The sequence below is a fragment of the Microbispora sp. NPDC049633 genome (assembly GCF_040675265.1).
GTDB classification, from domain to species: Bacteria; Actinomycetota; Actinomycetes; order Streptosporangiales; family Streptosporangiaceae; genus Microbispora; species Microbispora maris.
The window spans coordinates 1-24,088 of the sequence record NZ_JBFAOO010000116.1; the positions used below are offsets into that span (position 1 = coordinate 1).

At 70.2% G+C, this 24,088-nt stretch carries 26 protein-coding genes, 1 tRNA gene and 1 pseudogene; 8 read left to right on the forward strand and 20 right to left on the reverse strand.

Features of this window, described 5'->3' with window-relative positions:
• The 6 genes and pseudogenes from AB0J39_RS25895 to AB0J39_RS25920 all read right to left on the reverse strand — a co-directional run.
• A pseudogene (locus tag AB0J39_RS25895) lies at positions 1 to 864 on the reverse strand (DNA-directed RNA polymerase subunit beta); the annotation flags it as partial.
• Positions 865 to 1,284: 420 nt separating this feature from the next.
• Positions 1,285 to 1,791 (reverse strand): hypothetical protein, encoded by a 507-nt coding sequence (locus AB0J39_RS25900; RefSeq protein WP_363469020.1) that lies wholly within the window; start codon positions 1,789 to 1,791, stop codon positions 1,285 to 1,287.
• A complete protein-coding gene (locus AB0J39_RS25905; RefSeq protein WP_363469022.1) occupies positions 1,788 to 2,276 on the reverse strand; it encodes a hypothetical protein in 489 nt (162 codons plus the stop codon). Before AB0J39_RS25905 ends, AB0J39_RS25900 begins: the two co-directional genes overlap by 4 nt.
• 194 nt (positions 2,277 to 2,470) lie before the next feature.
• Positions 2,471 to 2,866, reverse strand: coding sequence for a 50S ribosomal protein L7/L12 (gene rplL / locus AB0J39_RS25910; RefSeq protein ID WP_079319156.1), 396 nt, complete (start codon positions 2,864 to 2,866; stop codon positions 2,471 to 2,473).
• 78 nt (positions 2,867 to 2,944) lie between these two features.
• Positions 2,945 to 3,469 carry a 50S ribosomal protein L10 gene (gene rplJ, locus AB0J39_RS25915; protein WP_079319155.1) on the reverse strand — a complete coding sequence of 175 codons (525 nt, stop codon included), beginning with the start codon at positions 3,467 to 3,469 and terminating at the stop codon, positions 2,945 to 2,947.
• A gap of 224 nt (positions 3,470 to 3,693) precedes the next feature.
• Positions 3,694 to 4,539, reverse strand: a complete 846-nt coding sequence (locus tag AB0J39_RS25920; RefSeq protein WP_363469024.1) for an LppX_LprAFG lipoprotein — start codon at positions 4,537 to 4,539, stop codon at positions 3,694 to 3,696.
• Between the two features lie 181 nt (positions 4,540 to 4,720).
• Here AB0J39_RS25920 and AB0J39_RS25925 point away from each other — a divergent pair, with 181 nt between their 5' ends.
• The gene (locus AB0J39_RS25925) at positions 4,721 to 5,929 is read left to right on the forward strand and encodes an amidohydrolase family protein (protein ID WP_363469026.1); all 1,209 of its coding nucleotides are present in this window, start codon (positions 4,721 to 4,723) and stop codon (positions 5,927 to 5,929) included.
• 13 nt (positions 5,930 to 5,942) lie between these two features.
• Here the strand turns inward: AB0J39_RS25925 and AB0J39_RS25930 are convergent, their stop codons facing one another.
• The 6 genes from AB0J39_RS25930 to AB0J39_RS25955 all read right to left on the reverse strand — a co-directional run bounded on the left by AB0J39_RS25930 (position 5,943) and on the right by AB0J39_RS25955 (position 9,158).
• Entirely contained in the window at positions 5,943 to 6,440 is a 498-nt protein-coding gene (locus AB0J39_RS25930) for a MarR family transcriptional regulator (protein ID WP_363469028.1), read from the reverse strand.
• A gap of 127 nt (positions 6,441 to 6,567) precedes the next feature.
• Positions 6,568 to 7,281 (reverse strand): 50S ribosomal protein L1, encoded by a 714-nt coding sequence (rplA, locus tag AB0J39_RS25935; protein ID WP_169988796.1) that lies wholly within the window; start codon positions 7,279 to 7,281, stop codon positions 6,568 to 6,570.
• A gap of 116 nt (positions 7,282 to 7,397) precedes the next feature.
• On the reverse strand, positions 7,398 to 7,829 hold the full coding sequence (gene rplK / locus AB0J39_RS25940) for a 50S ribosomal protein L11 (RefSeq protein WP_030510282.1): 432 nt from the start codon (positions 7,827 to 7,829) through the stop codon (positions 7,398 to 7,400).
• 94 nt (positions 7,830 to 7,923) lie between these two features.
• On the reverse strand, positions 7,924 to 8,697 hold the full coding sequence (nusG, locus tag AB0J39_RS25945) for a transcription termination/antitermination protein NusG (RefSeq protein WP_363469030.1): 774 nt from the start codon (positions 8,695 to 8,697) through the stop codon (positions 7,924 to 7,926).
• 55 nt (positions 8,698 to 8,752) lie between these two features.
• Positions 8,753 to 9,010 carry a preprotein translocase subunit SecE gene (gene secE / locus AB0J39_RS25950; RefSeq protein WP_363469032.1) on the reverse strand — a complete coding sequence of 86 codons (258 nt, stop codon included), beginning with the start codon at positions 9,008 to 9,010 and terminating at the stop codon, positions 8,753 to 8,755.
• A 75-nt stretch (positions 9,011 to 9,085) separates the two neighbouring features.
• Positions 9,086 to 9,158 (reverse strand) — tRNA-Trp (locus tag AB0J39_RS25955).
• 235 nt (positions 9,159 to 9,393) lie between these two features.
• Here AB0J39_RS25955 and AB0J39_RS25960 point away from each other — a divergent pair.
• The gene (locus tag AB0J39_RS25960; protein WP_363469034.1) at positions 9,394 to 10,599 is read left to right on the forward strand and encodes a pyridoxal phosphate-dependent aminotransferase; all 1,206 of its coding nucleotides are present in this window, start codon (positions 9,394 to 9,396) and stop codon (positions 10,597 to 10,599) included.
• A gap of 512 nt (positions 10,600 to 11,111) precedes the next feature.
• On the opposite strand, the gene AB0J39_RS25965 is transcribed toward AB0J39_RS25960, so the two are convergent.
• The gene (locus AB0J39_RS25965) at positions 11,112 to 12,110 is read right to left on the reverse strand and encodes a PASTA domain-containing protein (RefSeq protein WP_363469036.1); all 999 of its coding nucleotides are present in this window, start codon (positions 12,108 to 12,110) and stop codon (positions 11,112 to 11,114) included.
• Complete coding sequence (locus tag AB0J39_RS25970) at positions 12,107 to 12,607, reverse strand: SigE family RNA polymerase sigma factor (RefSeq protein WP_363469038.1); 501 nt, start codon at positions 12,605 to 12,607, stop codon at positions 12,107 to 12,109. Before AB0J39_RS25970 ends, AB0J39_RS25965 begins: the two co-directional genes overlap by 4 nt.
• Before the next feature lie 74 nt (positions 12,608 to 12,681).
• Between AB0J39_RS25970 and AB0J39_RS25975 the strand changes: the two genes are divergently transcribed.
• Positions 12,682 to 13,701: an adenosine deaminase gene (locus AB0J39_RS25975; RefSeq protein WP_363469039.1), complete on the forward strand. Its 1,020-nt coding sequence runs from the start codon at positions 12,682 to 12,684 to the stop codon at positions 13,699 to 13,701.
• A 9-nt stretch (positions 13,702 to 13,710) separates the two neighbouring features.
• Here AB0J39_RS25975 and AB0J39_RS25980 read toward each other — a convergent pair whose 3' ends face one another.
• Together AB0J39_RS25980 and AB0J39_RS25985 are read right to left on the reverse strand one after the other, a co-directional pair.
• Positions 13,711 to 14,484, reverse strand: coding sequence for a hypothetical protein (locus tag AB0J39_RS25980; protein WP_363469040.1), 774 nt, complete (start codon positions 14,482 to 14,484; stop codon positions 13,711 to 13,713).
• A complete protein-coding gene (locus AB0J39_RS25985; RefSeq protein ID WP_363469042.1) occupies positions 14,474 to 15,010 on the reverse strand; it encodes an RNA polymerase sigma factor in 537 nt (178 codons plus the stop codon). Before AB0J39_RS25985 ends, AB0J39_RS25980 begins: the two co-directional genes overlap by 11 nt.
• A gap of 172 nt (positions 15,011 to 15,182) precedes the next feature.
• Here AB0J39_RS25985 and AB0J39_RS25990 point away from each other — a divergent pair, with 172 nt between their 5' ends.
• The 4 genes from AB0J39_RS25990 to AB0J39_RS26005 all read left to right on the forward strand — a co-directional run bounded on the left by AB0J39_RS25990 (position 15,183) and on the right by AB0J39_RS26005 (position 20,037).
• Positions 15,183 to 15,914, forward strand: coding sequence for a methyltransferase (locus tag AB0J39_RS25990; protein ID WP_363469043.1), 732 nt, complete (start codon positions 15,183 to 15,185; stop codon positions 15,912 to 15,914).
• Between the two features lie 110 nt (positions 15,915 to 16,024).
• A complete protein-coding gene (locus AB0J39_RS25995; RefSeq protein ID WP_169988807.1) occupies positions 16,025 to 16,723 on the forward strand; it encodes a response regulator transcription factor in 699 nt (232 codons plus the stop codon).
• Positions 16,724 to 16,733: 10 nt separating this feature from the next.
• Positions 16,734 to 18,119, forward strand: a complete 1,386-nt coding sequence (locus AB0J39_RS26000; protein WP_363469045.1) for a HAMP domain-containing sensor histidine kinase — start codon at positions 16,734 to 16,736, stop codon at positions 18,117 to 18,119.
• A gap of 40 nt (positions 18,120 to 18,159) precedes the next feature.
• A complete protein-coding gene (locus tag AB0J39_RS26005; protein WP_363469047.1) occupies positions 18,160 to 20,037 on the forward strand; it encodes an acyl-CoA dehydrogenase family protein in 1,878 nt (625 codons plus the stop codon).
• Positions 20,038 to 20,101: 64 nt separating this feature from the next.
• Here the strand turns inward: AB0J39_RS26005 and AB0J39_RS26010 are convergent, their stop codons facing one another.
• Positions 20,102 to 20,260: a hypothetical protein gene (locus AB0J39_RS26010; RefSeq protein ID WP_346227517.1), complete on the reverse strand. Its 159-nt coding sequence runs from the start codon at positions 20,258 to 20,260 to the stop codon at positions 20,102 to 20,104.
• A gap of 292 nt (positions 20,261 to 20,552) precedes the next feature.
• Here AB0J39_RS26010 and AB0J39_RS26015 point away from each other — a divergent pair, with 292 nt between their 5' ends.
• Positions 20,553 to 20,702, forward strand: a complete 150-nt coding sequence (locus tag AB0J39_RS26015; protein WP_169988811.1) for a hypothetical protein — start codon at positions 20,553 to 20,555, stop codon at positions 20,700 to 20,702.
• Positions 20,703 to 20,763: 61 nt separating this feature from the next.
• Here AB0J39_RS26015 and AB0J39_RS26020 read toward each other — a convergent pair whose 3' ends face one another.
• From AB0J39_RS26020 to AB0J39_RS26030, 3 genes are all read right to left on the reverse strand, one after another.
• Complete coding sequence (locus AB0J39_RS26020; protein ID WP_363469050.1) at positions 20,764 to 21,909, reverse strand: acetyl-CoA C-acetyltransferase; 1,146 nt, start codon at positions 21,907 to 21,909, stop codon at positions 20,764 to 20,766.
• A gap of 127 nt (positions 21,910 to 22,036) precedes the next feature.
• A complete protein-coding gene (locus tag AB0J39_RS26025; RefSeq protein ID WP_363469052.1) occupies positions 22,037 to 22,987 on the reverse strand; it encodes a hypothetical protein in 951 nt (316 codons plus the stop codon).
• Between the two features lie 79 nt (positions 22,988 to 23,066).
• Positions 23,067 to 23,975 carry a class F sortase gene (locus AB0J39_RS26030; protein WP_363469054.1) on the reverse strand — a complete coding sequence of 303 codons (909 nt, stop codon included), beginning with the start codon at positions 23,973 to 23,975 and terminating at the stop codon, positions 23,067 to 23,069.
• Positions 23,976 to 24,088: the final 113 nt, after the last annotated feature.

The window sequence follows — 24,088 nt, forward strand, 5'->3', positions numbered from 1 at the left end:
GCGCTTCGGGTTGAAGTACAGGTTCTCCAGCAACGCCTGCGCCGACTCCTTGGTCGGCGGCTCACCCGGACGCAGCTTGCGGTAGATGTCCAGCAACGCGTCGTCCTGGCCGGAGGTGTGGTCCTTCTCCAGAGTCGCCCGCATCGACTCGTACTGGCCGAAACGCTCCAGAATCTGGTCGTTGGTCCAGCCGAGCGCCTTCAGCAGCACGGTGACCGGCTGCTTGCGCTTGCGGTCGATGCGCACGCCGACGCTGTCCCGCTTGTCGATCTCGAACTCGAGCCACGCGCCGCGCGACGGGATCACCCGGCAGCCGAACAGGTCCTTGTCGGAGGTCTTGTCGACCGAACGGTCGAAGTAGACACCGGGCGACCGGACGAGCTGGGAGACCACGACACGCTCGGTGCCGTTGATGATGAACGTGCCCTTCGACGTCATGAGCGGGAAGTCGCCCATGAACACCGTCTGGCTCTTGATCTCACCTGTGGTGTTATTGATGAACTCCGCCGTGACGAACATCGGGGCGGAGTAGGTCATGTCCTTGTCTTTGCACTCATCGACTGAGTACTTGGGCGGCTCGAACCTGTGGTCCCGGAACGACAGGGACATGGTTCCGGAGAAGTCCTCGATGGGACTGATCTCCTCGAAGATCTCTTCGAGACCCGACTGGGCCGGGACGTCCTTGCGCCCGGCCTGGCGAGCCGCCTCAACCCGGCCCTTCCATCTCTCGTTACCGAGCAGCCAATCGAAGGACTCGGTCTGCAGGGCGAGAAGGTCGGGTACTTCGAGCGGCTCCTCGATACGTGCGAACGACACGGTACGGGGACCGGCGGGTACGGCGGAGGCGTTGCGCGAGGCTGCCAACAGATGTCCTTCCGAGGGCTCGCGGACTGACTACACGCACGCCAGACGACCAGGACTAAGAGTTACTCAGAGAGACGGTCGTCAAAGGGCAGCGCAAAGGGGCAGTGTAGCCGATCGGCATACACCTGTCCACTCCGCTATCGCTCTGCGCTCCACGTTGGTGGCAGCATCACCCGTCAGCGCCGAAACGTCAAGCCCGAGAGCCGACATTTCGCCTAACCGGCGGGCGTCACGCTGGGTTTTTCCCGCCCTTGGGACCGAGCGAGCGCCGGGACCCAGTCCCTACCCGGGACCGGAGACGGGTAACGCTCAGTCACACGAACGGGCTAACGCTGACCGTGGGTCGACGCCGCCATGCCCTGAATACCCAGCCCTAGCCCCGGCCTAAACGTCTTCTTTACTAACAATTTAGCCACGGGCCTAGGGGACGGGCGTGTCACCCAGCAGCGTGGACAGCCGGGAGGCTCTCCAGCCGTCGCCCTGCGTCACCATGACCAGGCGCGCTCTCCCCTGGCTGACCTGCTGCTTCGGCTGAGCCTGACCCGGGCCCGAGCGCGTCGTGACCATGTTCACGAACAGCAGCACCCGGACCTCTTCCGGCGTCGCCGACTCCACGCCGGCCGCGGCCACGACGGCGTGCTGAACCGTCCGCCGCTCACGCGCCCGCGGTCCGAGTGTCGCCGCGAGCGTCCGGTAGTGCTCCGCCAGCTGCCCGGTGGCGTGCGCGCCCGCCCTCAGCATGTCCCGGTCGATCGTACGGTAGTCGTACGACAACATGTCGGGCGCGTACGACCGGGCGGCCGCCAGGGCCTCGCGGGAGGCCGTCTCGGCCGCCTGGAGGCGGCGCAGGTCGAGCAGCAGCCACACAGCGGCGACGGCCAGTCCGGCCGCCACGAGGGCCGTCACCGACACCAGGAGGCGCCTCACCGCACCAGCTCCGCGCGGGAGACCAGCCACAGGCCCGAGGCGTTCGTGACGTCCATGCGCCAGCGGAAGAAGCGCTCCTCGGGAGGCGCCTTCCTGCCGTCCTCCCAGTGGATCACCGCATCGCCGACGATCAGCACCTGCGCCGTGCGCCGGTCGCCGTCGAGGGAGGCGAGCGCGGAGGCCCGCAGGACACCCGTCTGGACGGCCTTGTTCTTCAGCGTGGCGTCCCTCAGCGCCGCCTGCCCGGCCGCGTAGCGTGCGCGCTCTGGGCCCGTGGAGGTGGCCAGCGCGCGCTTGATGTCGTCGTCGATGCGGCGGTGGTCGATGGACATGAGGCTCACGGCGTGCGCCGCGGCGGCCCTCACGGCCATCTCGCGGTCCTGTTCCGCCGCCAGGGCCTCCGTACGGGCCCGGACGAGGCGCAGGACCGCCAGGGCCGACACGGCCACCAGAAGGACGAGCCCGACGGTCAGCGCGCGCCGCATCCCCGCACCTCCTGAGCACCGGTGGTCTCGGCCCGATCATGTCGCGCGGATCCTATGTCCGCACGATAGATCAACGGGCCCGGCCTGCTCATAAGGGTCTGGATCGCACTCGACTTCCGGACATGCGAAAGGGGCGGTCCCATCCGGCACCTGGATGGACCCGCCCCTTCGGTGAAGCGTGTTGCGAGACCGTCTTACTTGACGGTGACGGTGGCGCCGGCGCCCTCGAGGGCGGCCTTCGCCTTCTCGGCCTGCTCCTTGTTGACCTTGCCGTCGAAGACCGGCTTCGGAGCGCCGTCCACGAGGTCCTTGGCCTCCTTGAGGCCCAGGCTCGTCAGGGCGCGGATCTCCTTGATGACCTGGATCTTCTTGTCGCCGGCGGCCTCGAGGATGACGTCGAACTCGTCCTGCTCCTCGGCCTCCTCGGCGGCGGCACCGGCGCCACCGGCGGCCGGGGCGGCGGCGACGGCGACCGGAGCGGCGGCCTTGACGTCGAAGGTCTCCTCGAAGACCTTCACGAACTCGGACAGCTCAAGGAGGGTCATCTCCTTGAAGGTCTCGAGCAGCTCGTCGGTGCTGAGCTTCGCCATGATGTGTTCCTCCAGTGGATCTAGCAAAAAAGTGAAAAGGGACCGCGGTGCGCGCTTCCCCCCGTCCGCTGCGCGGACCTACTCACCGGCCTCTTCGCGCTTGGCGCGCAGAGCCTCGGCCAGTCGAGCCATGGTGGTGGGCAGCGCGGCGAAGGTGGCGGCAGCCTGGGACTGCTTGGCCTTCAGCGCACCGGCCAGCTTCGCGAGGAGCACCTCACGGGACTCAAGGTCGGCAAGCTTCGTGATCTCGTCGGGGGTCATCGACTTGCCGTCGACGACGCCGCCCTTGATCACCAGGAGGGGGTTGGCCTTGGCGAAGTCACGCAGACCCTTGGCCGCCTCCACGACGTCGCCCTTGACGAACGCGATGGCGGTCGGGCCCTGGAACAGGTCGTCCAGGGCGGTGATCCCGGCGTTGTTGGCCGCGATCTTGGTGAGCGTGTTCTTCGCCACGGCGAACTTCGCATTCCCACCGAGAGAAACGCGCAGCTGCTTGAGCTGAGCGACGGTGAGACCGCGGTATTCGGTCAGAACGGCGGCGCTGGATCCCTCGAACTCACTCTTGAGCTCGGCGATCGCGACGCTCTTCTCCGCCTTCGCCATGGGCCTCCTTCCAGATGTGCCGCCGGCGAAGGCCCTCGGAAAACAGACAAGCCCCGGCGCAGGCGCACGGGGCTTGGACGGACGTCGAACGTCCTCAAGCGTCTCCACACCTACGCGGGCCGTCCACTCAACGTGGATCCTTCGGTCGCCGGGCTGCACGCCCAGCGACGACCGGCGGTCTTCGGCAGGAGACAGACTACGTTGTCAACCGGCTGGACGCCAAATCAGCCGCCGAGGCCGGACGGCTGCGGCAGCGTCTGCGGCAGTTCGCCCACCTGGTCGGCGGCCGGCGCCTTGATCGAGACCGGCTCGTTGAACGACTTGAACATCGCGGTGGCCTTGAACGTGCCGGCGTCCGGCTTGCCGCCGCTCAGCTCGACCTTGCGGGGCAGGCCCTGGGCGTCGATCCACGCGTCGAACTTGACGTCCTTGGCGCTCGCGAGCTCGCCCTGCAGACGCCCGCGCTGCTCCTCGGAGAGCTGCTTGACCGCCTGGTCGACCGGGAACGTGCCCGAGTAGTGGGTGGTGTCCACCCCGCCGACCTGCTCGCTGCCGACGGACTTCACGTCCTTGGACGCGGTCAGCAGGGCGGCGCTCGTCTTCAGGTCGAACTGCTGGGCCTGGCCGAGGAACTGGTCGACGTTCACGCCGGCCTGCGAGCCGAGCTGCTTAAGGTCGAGCCTGATCCACGGCTTGGTGGCGCCCACCAGGGTCTTGAGCATGTCGAGCTTCACGTACGCCACGTCGCCCTGGAGGATCACCCGCACGCCGCCGGGCACGCTCTGCCCGTTGAACGACAGCTGGCTGAGGTTGATGTCAGAGGCGATCTGCGGTGTCTTCTGGTAGAGCATCGTCCCCTGGACGACCCCGCCCTGACCGCCCTTGGCGTCGGTCACGTTGACCACGAGGTCCGCGGCATAGGTGTTGACCTCGTCGGCCTTCTGCGCGGTCTGCTGAATGACCTCGGCCGCCGAGAGCTGCGCGTTCTGGAGAGACGGAGTCGCGGTCGTCCCGCATCCCGCGACCGTGATCGCGGCCACCGCTCCGGCGGCCACCAGTAGTCGTCGCATTGTGTCCATCCCTTCGGTTTCCCCCTTTACCTGCCCTTGACCCTATGCGCCTAACGCGCCGGGCGCGTCAGCTCCGGACGAACCACCACCAGCCCTGCACAATCCCCGCACATTCACGGTAGTTTGCAGCATGATAGTTAGCATTCGTACTATCAGATACCGAAAGACAAGGAGAGCGGACATGCGGACCCTGATTCGGGACGTGCGCGTCTTCGACGGCGAACGGACCGTCCCCCGGGCGAACGTGCTCGTCGAGGACGGCCTCATCGCCGAGTACGACGGACGACGGGTGGACACCGAGATCGACGGAACGGGCAGGACGGTCCTCCCCGGCCTGATCGACGCGCACACCCATGTCTCCGACGGCATGCTCGCCCAGGCGCTGGCCTTCGGGGTGACGACGGAGCTCGACATGTTCTGCCTGCCGTCCAACCTCGCCAGGCAGCGGAGGCTCGCCGCCGAGCGGGACGACGTGGCCGACCTGCGCAGCGCCGGCGTCCTGGCCACCGCACCCAACGGCCACCCCAGCCAGATCATGGCCGCCGAGGCCGCCGCCGTCGCTCACCTCGGCGACGCCGTGGGCGCCTTCGACACGATCGCCGGCGCCGGGCAGGCGAAGGAGTTCGTCGAGGCCCGGCTGGCGGAGGGCATCGACTATCTGAAAATCGTCGTGGACGACGGCTCAGCGGCGGGGCTCGACCTGCCGGTTCTCGGCCCGGACGTCGTCGCCGCGCTCGTCGAGGCCGGGCACGCCGCGGGCCTGGCGGCCATCGCCCACGTGGCGACCGTGCGGGACGCCACTGTCGCGATCGAGGCGGGAGTCGACGGCCTGGCGCACGTCGTCCACGACGCCCCGCCCGGTGATCCCGCCGTCGAGGAACTGGCGGCGCGGGCCGCCGCCCGCGGAGTGTTCGTGGTCAGCACGCTGAGCTACATCGAGGCGATCACCGGCGGGACGGGCGGGGCGGAGCTCGTCCGGGACGAGCGGGTCGCGTCGCGGCTGCCCGGCCACGCGCGGGCCGTCATCCGCGACGACCCCGGCGCCGTACCCGTGCACCCGCAGGGCGTGGTGAACGCCGCGCACGCGGCCCTGGCCCTGCACCGCGCGGGCGTGCCCCTGCTGGCAGGCACGGACGCGAACTTCCTCGCCCCGCTGCACGGCGCGAGCATGCATCGCGAACTGCCGCTCCTCACCGAGGCCGGTCTCACTCCCGAGGAGGCGCTCGCGGCGGCCACCAGCGTCCCCGCCCGGCACTTCGGGCTCCACGACCGGGGGCGGATCGCGCCGGGCATGCGCGCGGACCTGCTGCTGGTGGACGGTGACCCGACCCGCGACATCACCGCAACCCGTGCCATCGCGGGCGTCTGGCGCCGCGGCGTACGCCGATGAGCCGGCGAGCGTGTCAGGCCAGCGACGTGAGCAGGTCGCGCAGCAACCGGTCGAGCGTGTCGGCCTCCCGCGGGGACAGCCCCGACGCGAGCCGGGCGAGGTTCGCCGCGTGGTCGGTGAGGGTCGCGTCGATCACCTCGCGTCCCTTCTCCGACAAGGTGATTTTGAAGCTGCGCCGGTCGGTCGGGTCGAGACTGCGCTCGACCAGCCCGGCGGCCTCCAGCCGGTCGAGCCGGCTCGTCATGCCGGCACGCGACATCATCACCATGTCCGACAACTCGGAGGGGATCAGCGTGTACGGCGGGCCGGAACGGCGCAGCGCGGCCAGCACGTCGAAGTCTCCCGCACGCAGACCGTGCCGGTCGAGGACCTCCTCGACCCGGCCCTCGACCATCCGGGTCACCTGGGCGAGGCGGCCGAAGACTCCCATGGCCGACAGGTCCAGGTCGGGCCGCTCGCGTTGCCACTGGTCAAGGATGTGATCGACGGAATCCCTGCGCTCTTCGGTCACGCGCCGAGTTTATGCGCCGTCTGATCATGGGAGGACGCGCGGGAGCTCGTTATCCGTCCAAGACGCGCGGAAGCCCCCGCCCAGTGAGGGCGGGGGCTTCCGTCGTCGTACGGGCCGGGGCGACGGCTCAGGCGTCGATCTCGGCGGTCATCGCCCGCGTCACGTTGGGGTCGACCGGGATGCCCGGGCCCATGGACGTGGTGAAGGTGACCTTCTTGAGGTAACGGCCCTTGGCCGCCGACGGCTTGAGACGCAGGACCTCGTCCAGCGCCGCGGCGTAGTTCTCCACGAGCTGACGGTCGTCGAAGGACGCCTTGCCGATGATGAAGTGCAGGTTCGCGTGCCGGTCGACCCGGAACTCGATCTTTCCGCCCTTGATGTCGGTGACGGCCTTGGCCACGTCGGGCGTGACGGTGCCGGTCTTCGGGTTCGGCATGAGCCCGCGGGGGCCGAGCACGCGGCCCAGGCGACCGACCTTGCCCATCAGGTCCGGGGTGGCGACGACCGCGTCGAAGTCGAGACGGCCCTTGGACACCTCGTCGATCAGCTCGTCGGAGCCGACGATGTCGGCGCCCGCCGCGCGGGCCTCCTCGGCACGGTCACCGGTCGCGAAGACCAGGACCCGGGCGGTCTTGCCGGTGCCGTGCGGGAGGTTGACGGTGCCGCGGACCATCTGGTCGGCCTTGCGGGGGTCGACGCCCAGCCGCAGGGCGACCTCGACGGTCGCGTCGAACTTCGTGGTCGCGGTCTTCTTGGCCAGCCGTACGCCGTCGAGCGGGTTGTACAGGGCCGCGCGGTCGACCTCGGCCGCCGCGTTCTTCCAGTTCTTGCTGCGCTTCACTTCATGCTCCTCGTGGAGATCGTGGTCCGGGCCTGCGCTTCGGCCCTCCCACAGCGTTGGATTGCCGCGCCTGCGGCGCGGCGCCTCGGGCGCTTACGAGCCCCCGCGGAAGATTCTCAGTCGGCGATCGTGATGCCCATGGAGCGGGCGGTGCCGGCGATGATCTTCTCGGCGGCCTCGACGTCGTTGGCGTTGAGGTCCTGCATCTTGGTCTCGGCGATCTGGCGAAGCTGCTCGCGAGTCAGCTTGCCCACCTTGTCCTTGTGCGGGTTCGCGCTGCCCTTCTGCAGACCGGCAGCCTTCTTGATCAGCTCGGGCGCCGGCGGCGTCTTCGTGATGAAGGTGAAGGTGCGGTCTTCGAAGATGGTGATCTCGACGGGGATGATGTTGCCCCGCTGGGCCTCCGTCGCCGCGTTGTACTGCTTGACGAAGTCCATGATGTTGACGCCGTGCGGACCGAGCGCGGTACCGACCGGCGGCGCGGGGGTGGCCTGTCCAGCGGGAAGCTGGACCTTCACCAGGGCCGCGACTTTCTTCTTTGGAGGCATTTGTCCTTCTCCGGGTCCTTTGTCCTACAAAAGCCTCACGGGCACGCCGAAACAGGGCGTGCGTGAGGACGGCTATCGAGTCTACGCGAGACGGTCAGATCTTCGAGACCTGGTTGAACGACAGCTCGACCGGGGTCTCTCGACCGAAGATCGACACGAGGACCTTGAGCTTCTGCGACTCGGCGCTGATCTCGCTGACCGTGGCCGGCAGCGTGGCGAACGGCCCGTCCATGACCGTGACGGACTCGCCGACCTCGAAGTCGACGGTCGCGGTGGTCGTCTTGGTCGTGGCCTTCTTGACTTCCTCGGAAGGCTCCGGGGCGAGCAGCTTGGCGACCTCGTCGAGGTTCAGCGGGCTCGGCTTGTTGGACAGGCCGACGAAGCCGGTCACACCGGGCGTGTTGCGCACCGCGGCCCAGGACTCGTCGGTCAGGTCCATCCGGACCAGGACGTAACCGGGAAGCACGCGCTCCTTGATCGGAGTCTTCTTGCCGCCCTTGAACTCCGTGATCGTGTGGGTCGGCACCTCGACCTGGAAGATGAAGTCCTCCATGTTGAGGGACCCGATGCGGCTCTCGATGTTCTGCTTCACGCGGTTCTCGTAACCGGCGTACGAGTGGATGACGTACCACTCGCCGAACTGACCGCGAAGCTGGCGCTTGAACTCCTCGACCGGGTCGACATCCGGGAGGACGTCACCGTCCTCGTCGACCTGCGGGGCGACCTCAGCCGCGTCTTCGCCGCCGTCACCACCGTCTGAGTCGGCGACCGTGGTCTCCTCGACCTCTGCTACGGCCTCGTCCTGCTCGGTGCCCCACTCGTCATCCTCTTCATGGGAGCGGTCGGCCGGCATCGGGGACTCGGACACGGGACTCTTCCTTCTTCGCTTGGTGTCTTGACGCGCTGCGACGTCTTGGGCGGGATCAGGATCCGCCGAAGAGCCAGAGCACACCCTTACCCAGCAGCGTATCGATCCCGAACACGAGCCCAACCATGATCACGACGAAGACCAGGACAACTACCGTGTACGAGATCAGCTCATTGCGCCTGGGCCAGATGACCTTGCGCAGCTCGGCGACGACCTGCCGGTAGAAAAGAGCGGGCGAGGTGCGCTTTGCCTTCTTCTCATTGGTCGGCTTGCCTGGCTTGCCAGCGGTCTCGCCGCGGGTGTCGATCGCCACAGTCCTCACCTGATCCGTCGTGTCCGTCGCAGTTGCGGCGCGCTTTCACGCCATTGTTGCGCGGACCGCACTCCGCAGGGCACGAGGGACTCGAACCCCCAACCGCCGGTTTTGGAGACCGGTGCGCTACCAATTGCGCTAGTGCCCTATGCCGTGCACCACGATACCCGAGAAACGCGGAGAAGCGTCCGTCCCGTCGTTCACGTGGCCCACTAGTCGGTGAAGTGTACGCGGGTTTCACCAGTCCGTCGAACCACGTGGTCGCCGCGCCGCCCGGAGAGGCGGCCCGAGTGCCGTTCGTGCGGTTCAAAGCTACCGCGGGAACCCGTCCGCATCCTGGATATGGAGACGAAACCGCGTGGCGCGTCTGGAACGATGGAGCCATGACCCGACCTCGCATCTCCGCGCGTATTTCCGCGATCTCCGAGTCCGCGACTCTGGCCGTGGACGCCAAGGCCAAGGCGATGAAGGCGGCCGGTCGCCCGGTCATCGGCTTCGGCGCCGGCGAGCCCGACTTCCCCACGCCCGACTACATCGTCGAGGCGGCCGTCGAGGCGTGCCGGAACCCCAGGTTCCACAAGTACACCCCGGCCGGGGGCCTGCCCGAGCTCAAGCAGGCGATCGCCGAGAAGACGCAGCGCGACAGCGGGTTCCAGGTGGAGGCCGCCCAGGTCCTGGTGACCAACGGCGGCAAGCAGGCGGTCTACGAGGCCTTCGCCACGCTGCTCGACCCGGGTGACGAGGTCCTGGTCGTGGCGCCGTACTGGACGACGTACCCGGAGGCGATCAAGCTCGCGGGCGGCGTCCAGGTCGACGTGGTCACCGACGAGACGACCGGCTATCTGGCCTCGGTCGAGCAGCTGGAGGAGAAGCTGACCGACCGCACCAAGGTGCTGCTGTTCGTCTCGCCGTCGAACCCGACGGGGGCCGTCTACACCCCCGCCCAGGTCGAGGAGATCGGCCGCTGGGCGCTCGACAAGGGCCTGTGGGTCGTCACCGACGAGATCTACGAGCACCTGGTCTACGGCGAGGCGAAGTTCTCCAGCATCGCCACCGCCGTGCCCGAGCTGCGCGACCGGGTCGTCGTGCTGAACGGCGTGGCCAAGACGTACGCGATGACCGGCTGGCGGGTGGGCTGGCTGATCGGCCCGGCCGACGTGGTCAAGGCGGCGACGAACCTGCAGTCCCACGCCACCTCGAACGTCTCCAACGTCGCCCAGGCCGCCGCGCTCGCCGCCGTCTCCGGCGACCTGTCCGCCGTCGCCGAGATGCGGACGGCCTTCGACCGGCGCCGTCAGACCATGGTCCGGATGCTCAACGAGATCCCCGGCGTGGTCTGCCCCGAGCCGTTCGGCGCGTTCTACGCGTACCCGTCGGTTAAGGCGCTGCTCGGCAAGGAGCTTCGCGGCAGGCGCCCGCAGACCTCGGCCGAGCTGGCCGAGCTCATCCTGGAGGAGGCCGAGGTCGCGCTGGTGCCTGGCGAGGCGTTCGGCACTCCGGGTTACTTCCGCCTGTCGTACGCCCTGGGCGACGACGACCTGGTCGAGGGCGTCAGCCGGGTGACCAAGCTCCTGGCCGAGGCGCACTGAGAAGCCGAGACGCACTGAGAAGCCGAGACGCACTGAGAAGCCGAAATGCGCTGAGAAGCCGAGACGCACTGAGGTGACGAGGCGCGCCGGCGTCACGAACCCGGCACGGAGGCCCGGTCCCCGCCACGCGGGACCGGGCCTCCGCCATGTCGCCGCCCCGGCGACATGGCGGAGGCCCTGCCATTCGTCCAGAAGGACGGGCTCCTTGAGCCCGCGCATAGCCACGTCCGGATCCGCGCGGAAGGCGGCGTTCTCACTGTCCCGATCGAGCCGCACCACCGTTTCGGCGTGTCGTCGCGCCGTGGTGGTCTTTCCGGTGGCCCGCGGACCGACCGCCATGATCGCCGGCAGGGTCCCGAAGACACCGTCGATGATCGGATCCATGAGTCGCGGAATGTAGGAATCGCGGCTCATCCGGGCGCACTACAAACCTCACCCAGCCGCGAGTACAAAGATGACCCACCGCCTACCGGCCCCGGCCGGGGCGCGGAGGCGGTGGGACCGGCGGGGGGTCACTTGCCGAGGGTGGCTCCGGCTGCGATCTTCTTCAGCTCCTTGTCGGCCTCCGCCGTGCCGAGCTTGGCCGCGTAGTCAGGGCTGATCATGACCTCGGCCCCGACGCCGGGCGCGAGGGTCCACACGATCGTCCGGGTGCCGCCGTCCAGGATCCGATCGCCGCCCTCCGACACGCTGACCAGGTAGGCCTTCCTGCCGCCGACCTTGACCGGCTCGGCGCCCTGCGCGGCGAAGCTCTGCATGCGCTTGGCCAGCACGCTCGCGGCGTCCTTCCGGTAGACGACCATCTGGACGTTGTACATGCCGGGTTCCAGGCCGGGCTCCACCCAGCTCGTGGTGTAGGTCTCCTTGCCGAACCCGTCCTTGCCGGACCACTTGCCCCATTCGAGCCCTTCGGGCAGGTAGCCGAGGTGCACACCGCCGAGCGTCCGGCCGTCCCCCAGGTCGCCGAGGTCCTGGGGCATCCGCGGATCCTCGGCGTTCTCCGAAGGGGCGGAGGCCGGGCCGGCCGTTGTGGCGATCATGATCGTGACCGCCGCCCCAGGGGGAGCGGCCGTCCCCGGCTGCGGCATCTGGTCGAAGACCGTGCCCGCCGGGGCGTCGTCGTTGAGCATCTTCATGATCCTCACCGTGTAGCCGGCCTCCTTCAGGATGGCGTTGACCTCCGCGGCGCTCTTGCCGACCACGTCGGGGACGAGCACTTCCGGCGTGGCGACGGTGTCGCCGGAGGCGGCCGCGGACGCGACCGGGCCTCCCTGGCCGGTGGCGCCACTCCCGGCGAGGCCGCCCGCGTTGGAGGCGGTGCCGGGCCATGCGGTCAACGCCACCGGCACGCCCACGGCGACCGCCCCGGCGAGCACGACCGCCCCCGCCACACGAAATCTGACGACGTGGCGGCGGTTGCGCCGCCGGACGGCCTGGCCCAGGGACGGCGACGCGTGCACGCCGGCGACCTGAGCGGCCATGGCATCTCTCAGTGCCTCTTCGACGTTCATGCGGACGCTCCTTCCAGGTTCTCCATGCGTGCGCGCACGCGTGCCAGACCGCGGGCGGCCTGGCTCTTGACGGTGCCGACCGAGCAGCCGAGCAACGCGGCGGTCTCGGCCTCCGACATGTCCTCCCAGTAGCGGAGGACCAGTACGGCCCGCATCCGGGCCGGCAGCTTCCTGAGCTCGGTGACGAGCACGTCGCGCAGGCCGAGGTCCGGCGACTCCACAGGTGTCTCCGGCGGCTGCGCGAAGGTGATCTCCTGGAGCACCCTGCGCCGCCTGGCCTTGCTGATCGCGCCGTTCACCACGACCCGGCGCGCGTACGCCTCGGGGTTGTCGTGCCGGATGCGCGGCCAGTGCCGGTACACCTTCTCCAGCGCGCTCTGGACCATGTCCTCGGCGTCGGTCGCCGAGGCGCCGCAGACCAGGATCGCGGTGCGCAGAAGAGCGGTGCTGCGCGCGGCCAGGAACTCGTCGAAGGCCGCCTCGTCTTCTTCGGTCATGAGCTCCCCTTTCGCCCCTCCCCAACGCGCCAACCCGCCGACGGGTTGTCAACGGGATGCGGCAACATATGGAGATGGCACGTCCACTCGACACGCTCCCCAAAGCACATCTGCACCTGCACTTCACCGGCTCGATGCGGCATTCGACGCTGATCGAGCTCGCCCGGGAGCAGGGCGTCCATCTCCCCGACGCGCTCGTCGAGGACTGGCCGCCCAAACTGCGGGCCACCGACGAACGCGGCTGGTTCCGGTTCCAGCGGTTGTACGACATCGCGCGGTCGGTGCTGCGCCGGCCGCAGGACGTCTACCGCCTGCTGCGTGAGGCCGCCGAGGACGAGGCCCGGGAGGGGTCGCGCTGGCTGGAGATCCAGGTCGACCCGTCCGGGTACGCCCAGCGTTTCGGCGGGCTGACCGAGACCCTCGAACTCGTCCTCGACGCGACGGAGAAGGCCGCCAGACAGGCCGGGATCGGCATGGCGGTGATCGTGGCCGCCAACCGCACCCGGCACACACTCGATGCCAGGACGCTGGCCCGCCTGGCCGCGCGGTACGAGGGCAGGGGCGTGGTCGGCTTCGGCCTGTCCAACGACGAGCGGCGCGGCCGGGCCAGGGACTTCGAGCACGCCTTCCGGATCGCCAGGAGCGCCGGGCTGCTCGCGGTGCCGCACGGCGGCGAGCTGCTGGGCGCGGCGAGCGTCGCCGAGTGCCTCGACGACCTGGGCGCCGACCGGATCGGCCACGGGGTGCGCGCGGCCGAGTCGCCCCGCCTGATGGAGCGGCTGGCCGACCGGCAGATCACCTGCGAGGTGTGCCCGCTGTCCAACGTGGGCCTCGGCGTGGCGGAACGGCCCGAGGACGTGCCGCTGCGGCGGCTGTTCGAGGCCGGGGTGCCGATCGCCCTCGGCGCCGACGACCCGCTGCTGTTCGGCGCCCGTCTGCTGCCGCAGTACGAGCTCGCCAGGGACGTGTACGGCTTCAGCGACGCCGAGCTCGCCGAGCTCGCCAGGCAGTCGATCCGGTCGTCCAGGGCGCCCGACGCGGTCAGGAAGGAGTTGCTGAGCGAGGTCGACGGCTGGCTCGCCTCCCCCGAGTGACTTTCCGGTTCATCGGACCGAGGAGGCGATCCGTACGGCCTCGGCGCGGTCCGGTCCCTCCAGCCGCATGCCGACCAGCCTGTGCTGCCAGACGAGCGTCGGCGCTGCCACCCGCTCCTCACGCGGCGCGCCGCCGAACGGCACGTACGACACGCCGTGGGGCTGCTGGATCCACCATCCGCGGACGGCGTCCACCTGCTCGGGAAACGGCTCGCCGAGTTCCTTGTGCCAGACGACGCTCAGCGTCCCGTCGAACTCGTCGAGCCGGACACCGGGCCACAGCAGCGTCACCACCCGGCCGCCGTCGGCCAGCCGCACGTCGGCGGGCTCGCCGAGCGCGGACGGCACGGCGAGGGGGAACCGCGCGGTCCGCCGCGCCTCCTCCAGCGTCACCCGGCGCTCGCCGGGCAGCGGGCTCGGCACTCCCGTGGGCAGCGGCCCGGCGCCGCCGACGTGGATCTCCACGCCCGCGAAGCGCAGCACCGACACCACCGCGGCCCGGCCCTGCGGGGTGGCCCCGAGCAGCACGGCCAGCAGGACCGCCACCGACGCCGCCGCCACGCGCGGCGACGGCCGCCGACCGAGCCGCCGCCGACCGAGCCCCCGCCGACCGAGCCGCCGCGCCCGCTCGTCCTCGGCGCCCTCGTCCTCGGCGCCCTCGTCCTCCAGCCGGGCACGTACGGCACGCGCCACGTCGGCGGGGGGCGGCGCGGGCACGGTCAGGTCGGCGCCGAGAGCACGCAGGCGCTCCTCGATCGACTCCGGCCGGTTGTCATCGCTCACCGCCCACCTCCTCCCGCAGGTGCCGCAGGGCCCGGAACGTCCGCGACTTCACCGTGCCGAGCCGTACGCCGAGGACCTCGGCCGTCTCCGCCTCCGACAACTGCAGGAAATACCGGCAGACCACGGCTTCGCGTTCCCCCTGGGGCAGCGCGCGTACGGCCTCCAGCAGGCGGGACCTGCCGTCGGCGTCCACGGCCGCGCTCTGCGGGTCCTCCGGCCCGTACGGCTCCCGCTCGCGGCCCAGCCGCACGGCGAGGTCGGAGCGGCGGCCACGCGACCGGGTGAGGTCGTGGGTCTCGTTGGCCACGATGCGCAGCAGCCAGGGGCGGAAGGACGAGCCCCGGCGGAAGCCCTTCAGGTGGCGGAACGCCTTGACGAACGCCTCCTGGACGACGTCCTCCGCCTCGTCGGCCGCGCCCAGCAGGCTCGCCGTACGGTGGGCGACCGCGCTGTACCGGGCGACCAGCACCTCGTAGGCGTCAAGGTCGCCGGCCAGGGCACGGGTCACTGCCTCGTCGTCGTCCATCTGAGGGAAATAGGGGCGGATCGGCGGACGGAGGTGAAGCCTACGAGCAGCCGGGCATTCCGTCCACAGCGTCGTCGGCAGCCCGCGGGCGGCCCCTCCGGCGAAGCGGACACCCGCCGATGGGGCGGGCACTACACTTTCCAAGACCGTCAGCGTGCAGATCGAGGATCCTATGTCTGGGTATGACCGAGTAGTCCAGCCGGCGGCCGGGGACGAGGCTCTGGAGAACCACCTCGGCGGCGACGAGGCCAAGAACTACCGGCAGTACGAGTTCGACATGGTCGCGCCGCACGTCGGGCGGTCGCTGCTGGAGATCGGTTCGGGTCTCGGGCACTTCGCCGAGCAGTTCCTGCCGCGTCTGGACCGGCTCGTGGTGAGCGACTTCGATCCCTACTGCGTCGAGCAACTGCGCAAGAGGTTCGCGGACCGCGACGACGTGTCGGTGCTCCAGTTCGGCCTGCCGACCGACATCCCTCTGGCCGAGCCGGTCGACACCGTCGTGATGATGAACGTCCTTGAGCACATCGAGGAGGACGCCGAGGCGCTGCGGTCGCTGGCCAGGGTGACCGCCCCCGGCGGCCGGATCGTCATCTGGGTGCCCGGCTACATGCAGCTCTACGGGGACTTCGACCGCAAGGTGGGACACGTCACCCGCTACACCCCCGCCACGCTGCGCAAGACGGTCACCGCCGCGGGCCTCGACGTCCAGGTGCTCAAGCCGATCAACTTCCTCGGCGGAATCGCCTGGTGGGCGGCCGTGCGGCGGGGTGGCGTGGGCTACCCAGACCCCCGGCTCGTGAAGATCTACGACCGGACCGTCGTGCCGCTGACCCGGCTCATCGAGCGGTTCGTCCGCCCGCCGTTCGGCCAGACCGTGTTCTGCGTCGCCAGGGTCCCCAAGTAACCGCGCCCACCTAAGCGGGGCGCCAAGTAGCAGGGCGCCCAGGTGACGGTGCCGGAGCCGCGGACCCGAATTGTGCGACATATGCTTCCTGCCTGCACAATGGGTGCCGCATGAGTGAAACCAGGATCCTCGTCGTCGAGGACGAGCCGAACATCCGGGACATCGTGGAAGTCGCCCTCAGATTCCACGGCTTCCGGGTGACGGCCGTGGGCACGGGGGCCGCGGCGCTCGGCGAGGTCATGAAGGACCAGCCCGATCTGGTCGTCCTCGACGTCATGCTCCCCGACATCGACGGCTTCGAGGTGTGCCGGCGGATCCGGGCCGGCGGCGTGCATCCTCCTGTGATCTTCCTCACCGCCCGCGACGCGGTCGCCGACACCGTACGCGGGCTGACCCTCGGTGGCGACGACTACGTCACCAAGCCATTCTCCGTCGAGGCGCTGGTCGCCCGAATCCGCGCCGTGCTGCGCCGTACGAGCGTGCCGGAGGCGGCCGAACGGGCGCACGGGCCGATCTTGCGGGTCGCGGATCTAGAGCTCGACGAGGCGCGCTGGGAGGTGCGGCGCGGCGGCGTCCCGGTGGACCTGTCGCCGACCGAGTTCCGCCTGCTGGCCTTCCTGATGGCGAACGCCGGTCTGGTGCTCACCAAGCGACGCCTGCTCGAGGAGGTCTGGGGCTACGGCGGCAGTTCCCAGGTGCTGGAGACCTACATCTCCTACCTGCGCCGCAAGCTCGACCCGCTCGGTCCGCCGCTGATCCACACCCAGCGCGGCATCGGATACGCGCTGCGCCCGCCGCAGGACATGTGACGGACCCGTGATGTCGCTCAGGACGCGCCTGCTCGCCGGGCTGCTCGGGGTGAGCGCGGTCCTGCTCGTCGTGCTCAGCTTCGTCAGCGTCGTCGTCCTGCGCGGGCACCTGCGTACGCGCCTGGAGGGGCAGGTGGTGGCGGCGACCGTCACCGCGGCACGCCGGGTGGTCGTGGGAGACCCGCTCGCGCAGGCGCTGACCGGCTCCACCTACGCCGTCGCCGCCTACGACCTCACGGACGGCCGGGCCCGCCTGGTGAGCGGCGACGCCGCCGACGCCGCGGCCGTGCCCGACCTCGCCGAGAGGCTCGGCGAGGACAACCTGCTGGCGTACGCGGCGCAGGGCCGCACCTTCGACCTCGACCCGAGCGGCGGCCACGACATGATCGCGGCCGCGGCGATGTCGCCGAGCGGCCTGCGGCTGGTGGTCGTCGCGGTCCCCCTGGACGCGGTCGACGATCCGGTGCGTCACCTCCTGATCAGCGAACTGGCGACCGGCGGGGCGCTGATCCTGCTGCTGGCGGCGGGCGGCCGGCTGCTGATCGCCGGCGGCCTGGCGCCCCTGGGCAAGATGGCGCGGACCGCGCATCTCGTGGCCGAGCGAGGCGACCTGTCGGCCCGGATGCCGGAGGGGCCTTCCGAGGTCGGCAGGCTCGGCGCGGCGATCAACCTCATGCTCGACCGCATCGCCGGCGCCTTCCGCGACCGCGAGGCGTCGGAGGACCGCGTGCGCCGGTTCGCCGCCGACGCCTCCCACGAGCTGCGCACTCCGCTGTCGACCATCTCGGGCTACGCGGAGCTCTACCGGGCCGGGGCGATCCCGCCCGAGGATCTGCCCAAGATCATGGGCCGGATCGAGGCCGAGGCCGACCGCATGGGCCGCCTGGTGGGCGAGATGCTGGAGCTCGCGCGGCTCGACCGGGGCGCCGCGCTCGCGCTGAGCGAGACCGACCTGGCCGAGATGGCCCGCGAGGTGGCCGCCGACTCGGCCGCTCTCGATCCCGCCTATCCCGTGACGGTGGAGGCCCCGATCTCCCTGGTCGCGACGGTGGACGAGGCCAGGGTCCGCCAGGTGCTCGTCAACCTGCTCGGCAACGTCCGGGCGCACACCCCCGAGGGCACGAAGGCCACCGTACGGCTGGTGCGCGCCCGGGACGCGGTGACGATCGAGGTGCGCGACACCGGCCCGGGGATGAGCCCGGACCAGGCGGAACGCGCCTTCGACCGGTTCCAGCGGGGGGAGGACCACCTGTCCGGCGGGGCGGGGCTCGGCCTGTCGATCGTGAAGGCCATCGTGGAGGCGCACGGCGGGCGATGCCGGATCGACTCCTCTCCCGGCGGAGGCACCGCCGTACACATCGGGCTCCCGGCGGTGCAAGAGGCTACTGGCGGGTAGGTAACGGGTACAGCTCGTTTCACCGCCGAGGAGGTCGAGGATGACGACCGATTACGCCAAGGCCAGGGAGGTGGCCGAGCAGGCGCGCGAGACGGAATGGACCCGCCCGAGCTTCGGCAGGCAGCTCTTCCTGGGGAACTTCCGGTTGGACCTCGTGCATCCCGCACCCCGCCTGACCGAGGAGGAGATCAAGAAGGGGGACGACTTCCTGCGCGCCCTGCGAGGGTTCCTGCAGGAGAAGGTCGACTCCGCGCTCATCGAGCGCACCGCCGTGATTCCCGACGAGGTGGTCAAGGGCCTGGCGGCGATCGGCGCGTTCGGCATGACCATCGAGGAGGAGTACGGCGGGCTGGGCCTGAGCCACCTGTACTACTGCCGAGCGCTGGAACTCGTGACGTCCTGCTCCCCCGCGCTCAGCGCGCTGCTGTCGGCCCACCAGTCCATCGGGGTTCCCCAGCCGCTACGGCTGTTCGGCACCCCCGAGCAGAAGCGCCGGTTCCTGCCCCGCTGCGCCCGTGGCGAGATCTCGGCGTTCCTGCTCACCGAGCCGGACGTCGGGTCCGACCCCGCCCGGCTGTCGACGATCGCCGTCCGCGACGGCGACGCGTACGTCATCAACGGGGTCAAGCTGTGGACGACCAACGGCGTGGTGGCCGACCTGCTGGTCGTGATGGCCAGGACCGGTGCCAAGATCTCGGCCTTCGTGGTCGAGGCCGACTCTCCCGGCATCACCGTCGAGCACCGCAACCAGTTCATGGGCCTGCGGGGGATCGAGAACGGCGTCACCCGCCTCCACCAGGTACGCGTGCCGGTGGAGAACCTGATCGGCCGCGAGGGCCAGGGCCTGAAGATCGCCTTGACCACGCTCAACACGGGACGTCTCTCGCTGCCCGCCACCTGCGTCGGCGCGGCGAAGTGGGCGACGAAGATCGCCCGCGAGTGGGGGCGCGAGCGGGTCCAGTGGGGCCGGCCGGTCGGTCAGCACGAGGCCGTGGCCCGCAAGGTCGCCTTCATCGCCGCCACCACGTACGCGCTGGAGTCGGTGGTGGACCTCGCCAGCCGGATGGCCGACGACGAGCGCAACGACATCCGCATCGAGGCCGCGCTGGCCAAGTTGTACGGCTCGGAGATGGCCTGGCGGCTGATGGACGAGCTCGTGCAGATGAGAGGCGGCCGCGGCTACGAGACCGCCGAGTCGCTGCACGCCCGCGGTGAGCGCGGCGTGCCGGTCGAGCAGATGCTGCGCGACATGCGGATCAACCGCATCTTCGAGGGCTCGACCGAGATCATGCACCTGCTCATCGCCCGCGAGGCGGTGGACGCGCACCTGTCGGTCGCGGGCGAGCTCGTCGATCCGAAGGCCGGCCTGCGCGCCAAGGGGCGGGCGGCCACCCGGGCCGGCGCCTTCTACGCCAGGTGGCTGCCGAGCCTGGTGACCGGGCCCGGCCAGGTGCCCACGTCGTACGCCGAGTTCGGCCCGCTGGCCCCGCACCTGCGGTACGTCGAGCGGACCAGCCGCAAGCTCGCCAGGTCGACGTTCTACGGCATGTCGCGCTGGCAGGCGCGGCTGGAGCACAGGCAGGGGTTCCTGTCGCGGATCGTCGACATCGGCGCCGAACTGTTCGCCATCACCGCGGTATGCGTGCGCGCCCAGGAGGAGTCGGCCGAGTTCGGGCGCAAGCCGTACGAGCTCGCGGACATCTTCTGCCACCAGGCCAGGCAGCGGGCCGAGGCGCTGTTCGACCGGCTGTGGGACAACACCGACGCCGGCGACGTGCGGCTGGCCCGCCGGGTGCTCGACGGGCGGTACACGTTCCTGGAGGAGGGCATCGTCGACCCGTCGATGGAGGGCCCGTGGATCGCCCCGCAGCGCACCGGGCCGTCGATGTTCGAGGACGTCCACCGGCACATCGGCTGACGGGAACGGAACGGCCCCGCCCCCGGCATGCGGGGGCGGGGCCGTGTCGCGGAGCCGGTCAGGCTCACACGTCGAGGCAGTACATCCAGCCGTAGCCCGAGACGTAGCAGCGGTACCAGCCATCGGGCTTCTGGGCGTGCGCCGGGGCGGACAGGACGCCGAAGGTGGTGACGGCGACGGCGGTGGTGGCGAGAACGGCCGCGGCGCGCTTGAGCGACTTCACTGGTATCTCCTGTGCAGGGGACGTTTGTTTGACGAGTCCGAGTACACAGGAACCCACTTGGCGAGATCTGGTGGGCGACTTGGAGGCCACTTGCACGGTTTGGATGCGTGAAAAACCCTTTGTCCCGCGATGCGCGGGCTTGTTACTGTCACTCGCATGTGGATTCTGTACGGCGACCGCTGATCAGCCTCTGAGCCGCTGATCCGCTCAGCTTTCCGGCCCTGTCCATCCGACGCGGCAGCTGAGTGTCGGCACCTCGGTGCCGCGTTCCCGACGTACAAGGAGATCCCGTATGCGTACTCGCGCGTCCAGCAAGGGCGGCAAGCAGCAGAACCCGCGCACGCCGCAGCCCCAGCGTTCCTTCCCGCCGCCGCCGCGGCAGATCCCGGCCCCGCCCATGCGGCCGGTACGGCAGCCGCGGCGGCTGCCGAGGGCCAAGTAAACCCGTCCGGACACGGAAAGGGCACCCCGTCGCTCGACCGGGGTGCCCTTCGCCGTGAGCGTCAGAGGCGCTCGATGATCGTGACGTTGGCCTGGCCGCCGCCCTCGCACATCGTCTGCAGACCGTACCGCCCGCCGGTGCGCTCGAGCTCGTGCAGCAGCTTGGTCATGAGGATCGCGCCGGTGCCGCCCAGCGGGTGTCCCAGCGCGATCGCGCCGCCGTTGGGATTGGTCCTGGCCGGGTCGGCTCCGAGCTCCTTGAGCCAGGCCAGCGGAACCGGGGCGAACGCCTCGTTGATCTCGATGACGTCGATGTCCTCGATCGAGAGCCCGGCCTTGGCCAGCGCCTTCCGCGTGGCCGGGATCGGCGCCGTCAGCATGTAGACGGGATCGTCGCCGACCAGCGTCAGCGTGACGATCCGCGCGCGCGGGATCAGGCCGTGGTCGCGCACCGCCTGCTCCGAGGCGATGAGCAGCGCGCCGGAGCCGTCGGAGATCTGCGAGGAGGTGGCCGCGGTGATCCGGCCGCCCTCCCGCAGGGTCTTGAGCTCGGCCATCTTCTCGAGTGTGGTGTCGGGCCGCGGGCCCTCGTCGTCGCTCACGCCGTTGACGGGGGCGATCTGCTCCTTGAAGTGGCCGTTGGCGATCGCCTTCGCGGCCCGCTGGTGGCTCTCGTAGGCGAAGACCTCCAGGTCCTGCCGGGAGAATCCCCACTTCTCACACATCAGCTCCGCGCCGCGGAACTGGGAGATCTCCTGCTTGCCGTACCGCTCGACCCACTTGTCGCCGAACGGGAACGGCATGCCCTTCTCCAGCGCCGCCGTGATGCTCGACCCCATCGGGACGATGGACATCGACTCGACGCCGGCCGCCACGACGAGGTCCTGCGTGCCCGACAGCACTCCCTGCGCGGCGAAGTGGATCGCCTGCTGCGACGAGCCGCACTGCCGGTCGATGGTGACCCCGGCCACGGTCTCCGGGAGGCCCGCGCTGAGCCACGCGTTGCGCGCGATGTCCATGGACTGCGGGCCGAACTGCATCACGCAGCCCATGATCACGTCGTCCACGGCGGCGGGGTCGACGCCGGTGCGCTCCACGAGCGCGGAGAGAGTGTGGGCGGCCAGGTCGACCGGGTGGACCGTGGAGAGCCCACCCTTCTTCTTACCGACCGGCGAGCGGACCGCCCCGACGATGTACGCCTCTGCCACAGTGCCTCCATAAGAAACCGAGCAATGTTCGGTTAGTGAGAGGTTACATCAGAACTTTCGTCGGGGCAGGCGACGATACGGGCAGGGCTCATGGGCAGGGCTCATGGGCAGGGCTCATGGGCAGGGCTCAGGCGTGACGTCCGGGTAGCACGTCGGCGGGCTCGGCGAGCAGGAATCCCCGGCTGTCGGCCGCGATCCCCCGGAGCCCGTTCGCGAGCGTCACCGCGACGGCCGCCCGGCCGACCAGATCCGCCCGCTCGTCGTCCTCACCCACCGCTTCCCCGTCCACGACGTCCTCGGCGTGAGCGCCCTCGGCGCGGACGTCCTCGGCGTGAGCGCCCTCGGTACGGACGTCCTCGGCGTCGGCGTCCTCGGTACGGACGTCCTCGGCGTCGGCGTCCTCGGCGTTCGTCTCTCCCGTGCGGTCGACCGGCGAGACCCGCGCGACGGCGATCTCGGTGAGGTACGGCCAGCGCGTGCGGGCGACGGGCGGGATGCGGTGCCCCTCCTCCACGGTGAGGATGAGCGCGTCGCCCGCGTAGACGTCGGCCACCCTGCCGCGGCGGACGGGGACGTGGACGACACCGTCGACGAGTTCTCCCTCGGGCCACCTCTCGGCGTCCACGGCGTCGACGAGACCCAGCAGCCCGCCCAGAACCGGCAGGACCTCCTCGGGCTCCGGTACGGCCGGCAGGTAGACCAGGGGGTCTCCGCCGTCCTCCGCGGGATCGAGCGGCTCGCCCTGGCAGAGCGACCAGCCGCCCAGGCGGTACGCGATGCCCTCGGCCAGGCTCTTGTCGAAGAAATCGACGGGCAACGGGCCCTCGGCGGCGATCCGGCAGGCCCAGAGCCGGTCCTCATCGGGCACGCCGAGCTTGGCGAGGATGTCTCCGGTCAGCTCGATGGGCGACTGGATGCGCGATCCGCCCGCGATGATGTCGTCGCCGTCCGTCGTCGCCTCGGGGTCGGCGAGTTGCGCGACGGCCAGCAGTGTCTTCTGGTCCGGCCGAGCGGGCAGCAGCGCCGTGGGTCCCGTACGCAGCCGGCCGGGGAGCAGGACTTTCGAGAACCAGCCCACAGGCCCTCCTCATGATCGGTCGAAGAGACCATAGCCCCGACGGCCGCCGATCACGAGCCCTTCCGGCGATGTGCCCGATTCAGGACCTCGACTTCGCGAGACGCGTGCCGGTCATCGTGGCGTAGACGATGACGTTGTCGAAGTAGTGACCGGTCGAATGGTTGTACTTACCGCCGCAGGTGATCAGTCGCAGTTCGGCGTTGTCGGCGTGGCCGTACACCCGGTTGGTGGGGAACGTCTGCTTGTTCGCCTGCTCGACGCCGCCCACGGTGAAGATGGCCACGGTTCCGTCGAGGCGGTACACCTCGATCTTGTCGCCGTACGCCAGTTCGGGCACGCGGGCGAAGACGGCGCTGCGCGTGGCCGTGTCCTTGTGGCCGAGCATGACGGCCGGGCCCGCCTCCCCCGCCGTCGGGCCGCCGCGATACCAGCCGACCAGGTTCGGGTCGCTGATCGGGGGCGTCTGGATCGCCCCGCTGCGGTCGAGACCGAGCGACTTGATCGGCGCGTTGACACCGATCTTGGGAATGACCAGGCGCTTGGGCGTGGACGGCTGCATCGCCGGAGCCGCCGGGATGTTCGGCACCGGCGGCGGCGCGTCGGCGACCGCCTGCGTCAGCGGTTGCCCGCCGCCCGGCCCCACAGAGGGGGCGAGCCCGTTCTGCGGAGCCGCGAGCTTCAGCGTCTGACGGGGCGACGCGGCGTACTCGTCGGGGTTGTTCACCATGATCACGACACCCACGATCACGACGACCAGGCCCACGACGGCCGCCGTGATCAGCAACCGCCGGATGGCCTGCGCGCCGTCGCCGGGAGGCTTCTCCTCCGGCGGCGGGGGCGCCGGCTGCGCGGGCTGCATCTGGGGCAGCATGACCGGCTGGAAGACCGGCTGGCCGTAAACCGGCTGCGGGTAGCCCTGCCCGCCCGGCCCGGGAGGCATGCCGTACGGCTGGCCCGGCGGGTACTGTCCAGGAGGCGGGGTCGTCATGGGCGCGTCCTAGTGCCGCACCGGTCGGCGCCGGGTCCGCAGGACGAGGCCGCCGCCCGCCGCCGCCAGCATCAGCGCGGTGCCGGTGAGGACGAAGAGACGGGCGTCGGGGC

What these genes read in the sequence shown, in the direction of transcription:
- AB0J39_RS25905 (WP_363469022.1), bottom strand. Translation starts at nt 2,276, where the DNA reads ATGCGGCGCGCGCTGACCGTCGGGCTCGTCCTTCTGGTGGCCGTGTCG.
- rplL (WP_079319156.1), bottom strand. Translation starts at nt 2,866, where the DNA reads ATGGCGAAGCTCAGCACCGACGAGCTGCTCGAGACCTTCAAGGAGATG.
- rplJ (WP_079319155.1), bottom strand. Translation starts at nt 3,469, where the DNA reads ATGGCGAAGGCGGAGAAGAGCGTCGCGATCGCCGAGCTCAAGAGTGAG.
- AB0J39_RS25920 (WP_363469024.1), bottom strand. Translation starts at nt 4,539, where the DNA reads ATGCGACGACTACTGGTGGCCGCCGGAGCGGTGGCCGCGATCACGGTC.
- AB0J39_RS25925 (WP_363469026.1), top strand. Translation starts at nt 4,721, where the DNA reads ATGCGGACCCTGATTCGGGACGTGCGCGTCTTCGACGGCGAACGGACC.
- rplK (WP_030510282.1), bottom strand. Translation starts at nt 7,829, where the DNA reads ATGCCTCCAAAGAAGAAAGTCGCGGCCCTGGTGAAGGTCCAGCTTCCC.
- AB0J39_RS25960 (WP_363469034.1), top strand. Translation starts at nt 9,394, where the DNA reads ATGACCCGACCTCGCATCTCCGCGCGTATTTCCGCGATCTCCGAGTCC.
- AB0J39_RS25965 (WP_363469036.1), bottom strand. Translation starts at nt 12,110, where the DNA reads ATGAACGTCGAAGAGGCACTGAGAGATGCCATGGCCGCTCAGGTCGCC.
- AB0J39_RS25970 (WP_363469038.1), bottom strand. Translation starts at nt 12,607, where the DNA reads ATGACCGAAGAAGACGAGGCGGCCTTCGACGAGTTCCTGGCCGCGCGC.
- AB0J39_RS25975 (WP_363469039.1), top strand. Translation starts at nt 12,682, where the DNA reads ATGGCACGTCCACTCGACACGCTCCCCAAAGCACATCTGCACCTGCAC.
- AB0J39_RS25985 (WP_363469042.1), bottom strand. Translation starts at nt 15,010, where the DNA reads ATGGACGACGACGAGGCAGTGACCCGTGCCCTGGCCGGCGACCTTGAC.
- AB0J39_RS25990 (WP_363469043.1), top strand. Translation starts at nt 15,183, where the DNA reads ATGTCTGGGTATGACCGAGTAGTCCAGCCGGCGGCCGGGGACGAGGCT.
- AB0J39_RS25995 (WP_169988807.1), top strand. Translation starts at nt 16,025, where the DNA reads ATGAGTGAAACCAGGATCCTCGTCGTCGAGGACGAGCCGAACATCCGG.
- AB0J39_RS26000 (WP_363469045.1), top strand. Translation starts at nt 16,734, where the DNA reads ATGTCGCTCAGGACGCGCCTGCTCGCCGGGCTGCTCGGGGTGAGCGCG.
- AB0J39_RS26005 (WP_363469047.1), top strand. Translation starts at nt 18,160, where the DNA reads ATGACGACCGATTACGCCAAGGCCAGGGAGGTGGCCGAGCAGGCGCGC.
- AB0J39_RS26015 (WP_169988811.1), top strand. Translation starts at nt 20,553, where the DNA reads ATGCGTACTCGCGCGTCCAGCAAGGGCGGCAAGCAGCAGAACCCGCGC.
- AB0J39_RS26030 (WP_363469054.1), bottom strand. Translation starts at nt 23,975, where the DNA reads ATGACGACCCCGCCTCCTGGACAGTACCCGCCGGGCCAGCCGTACGGC.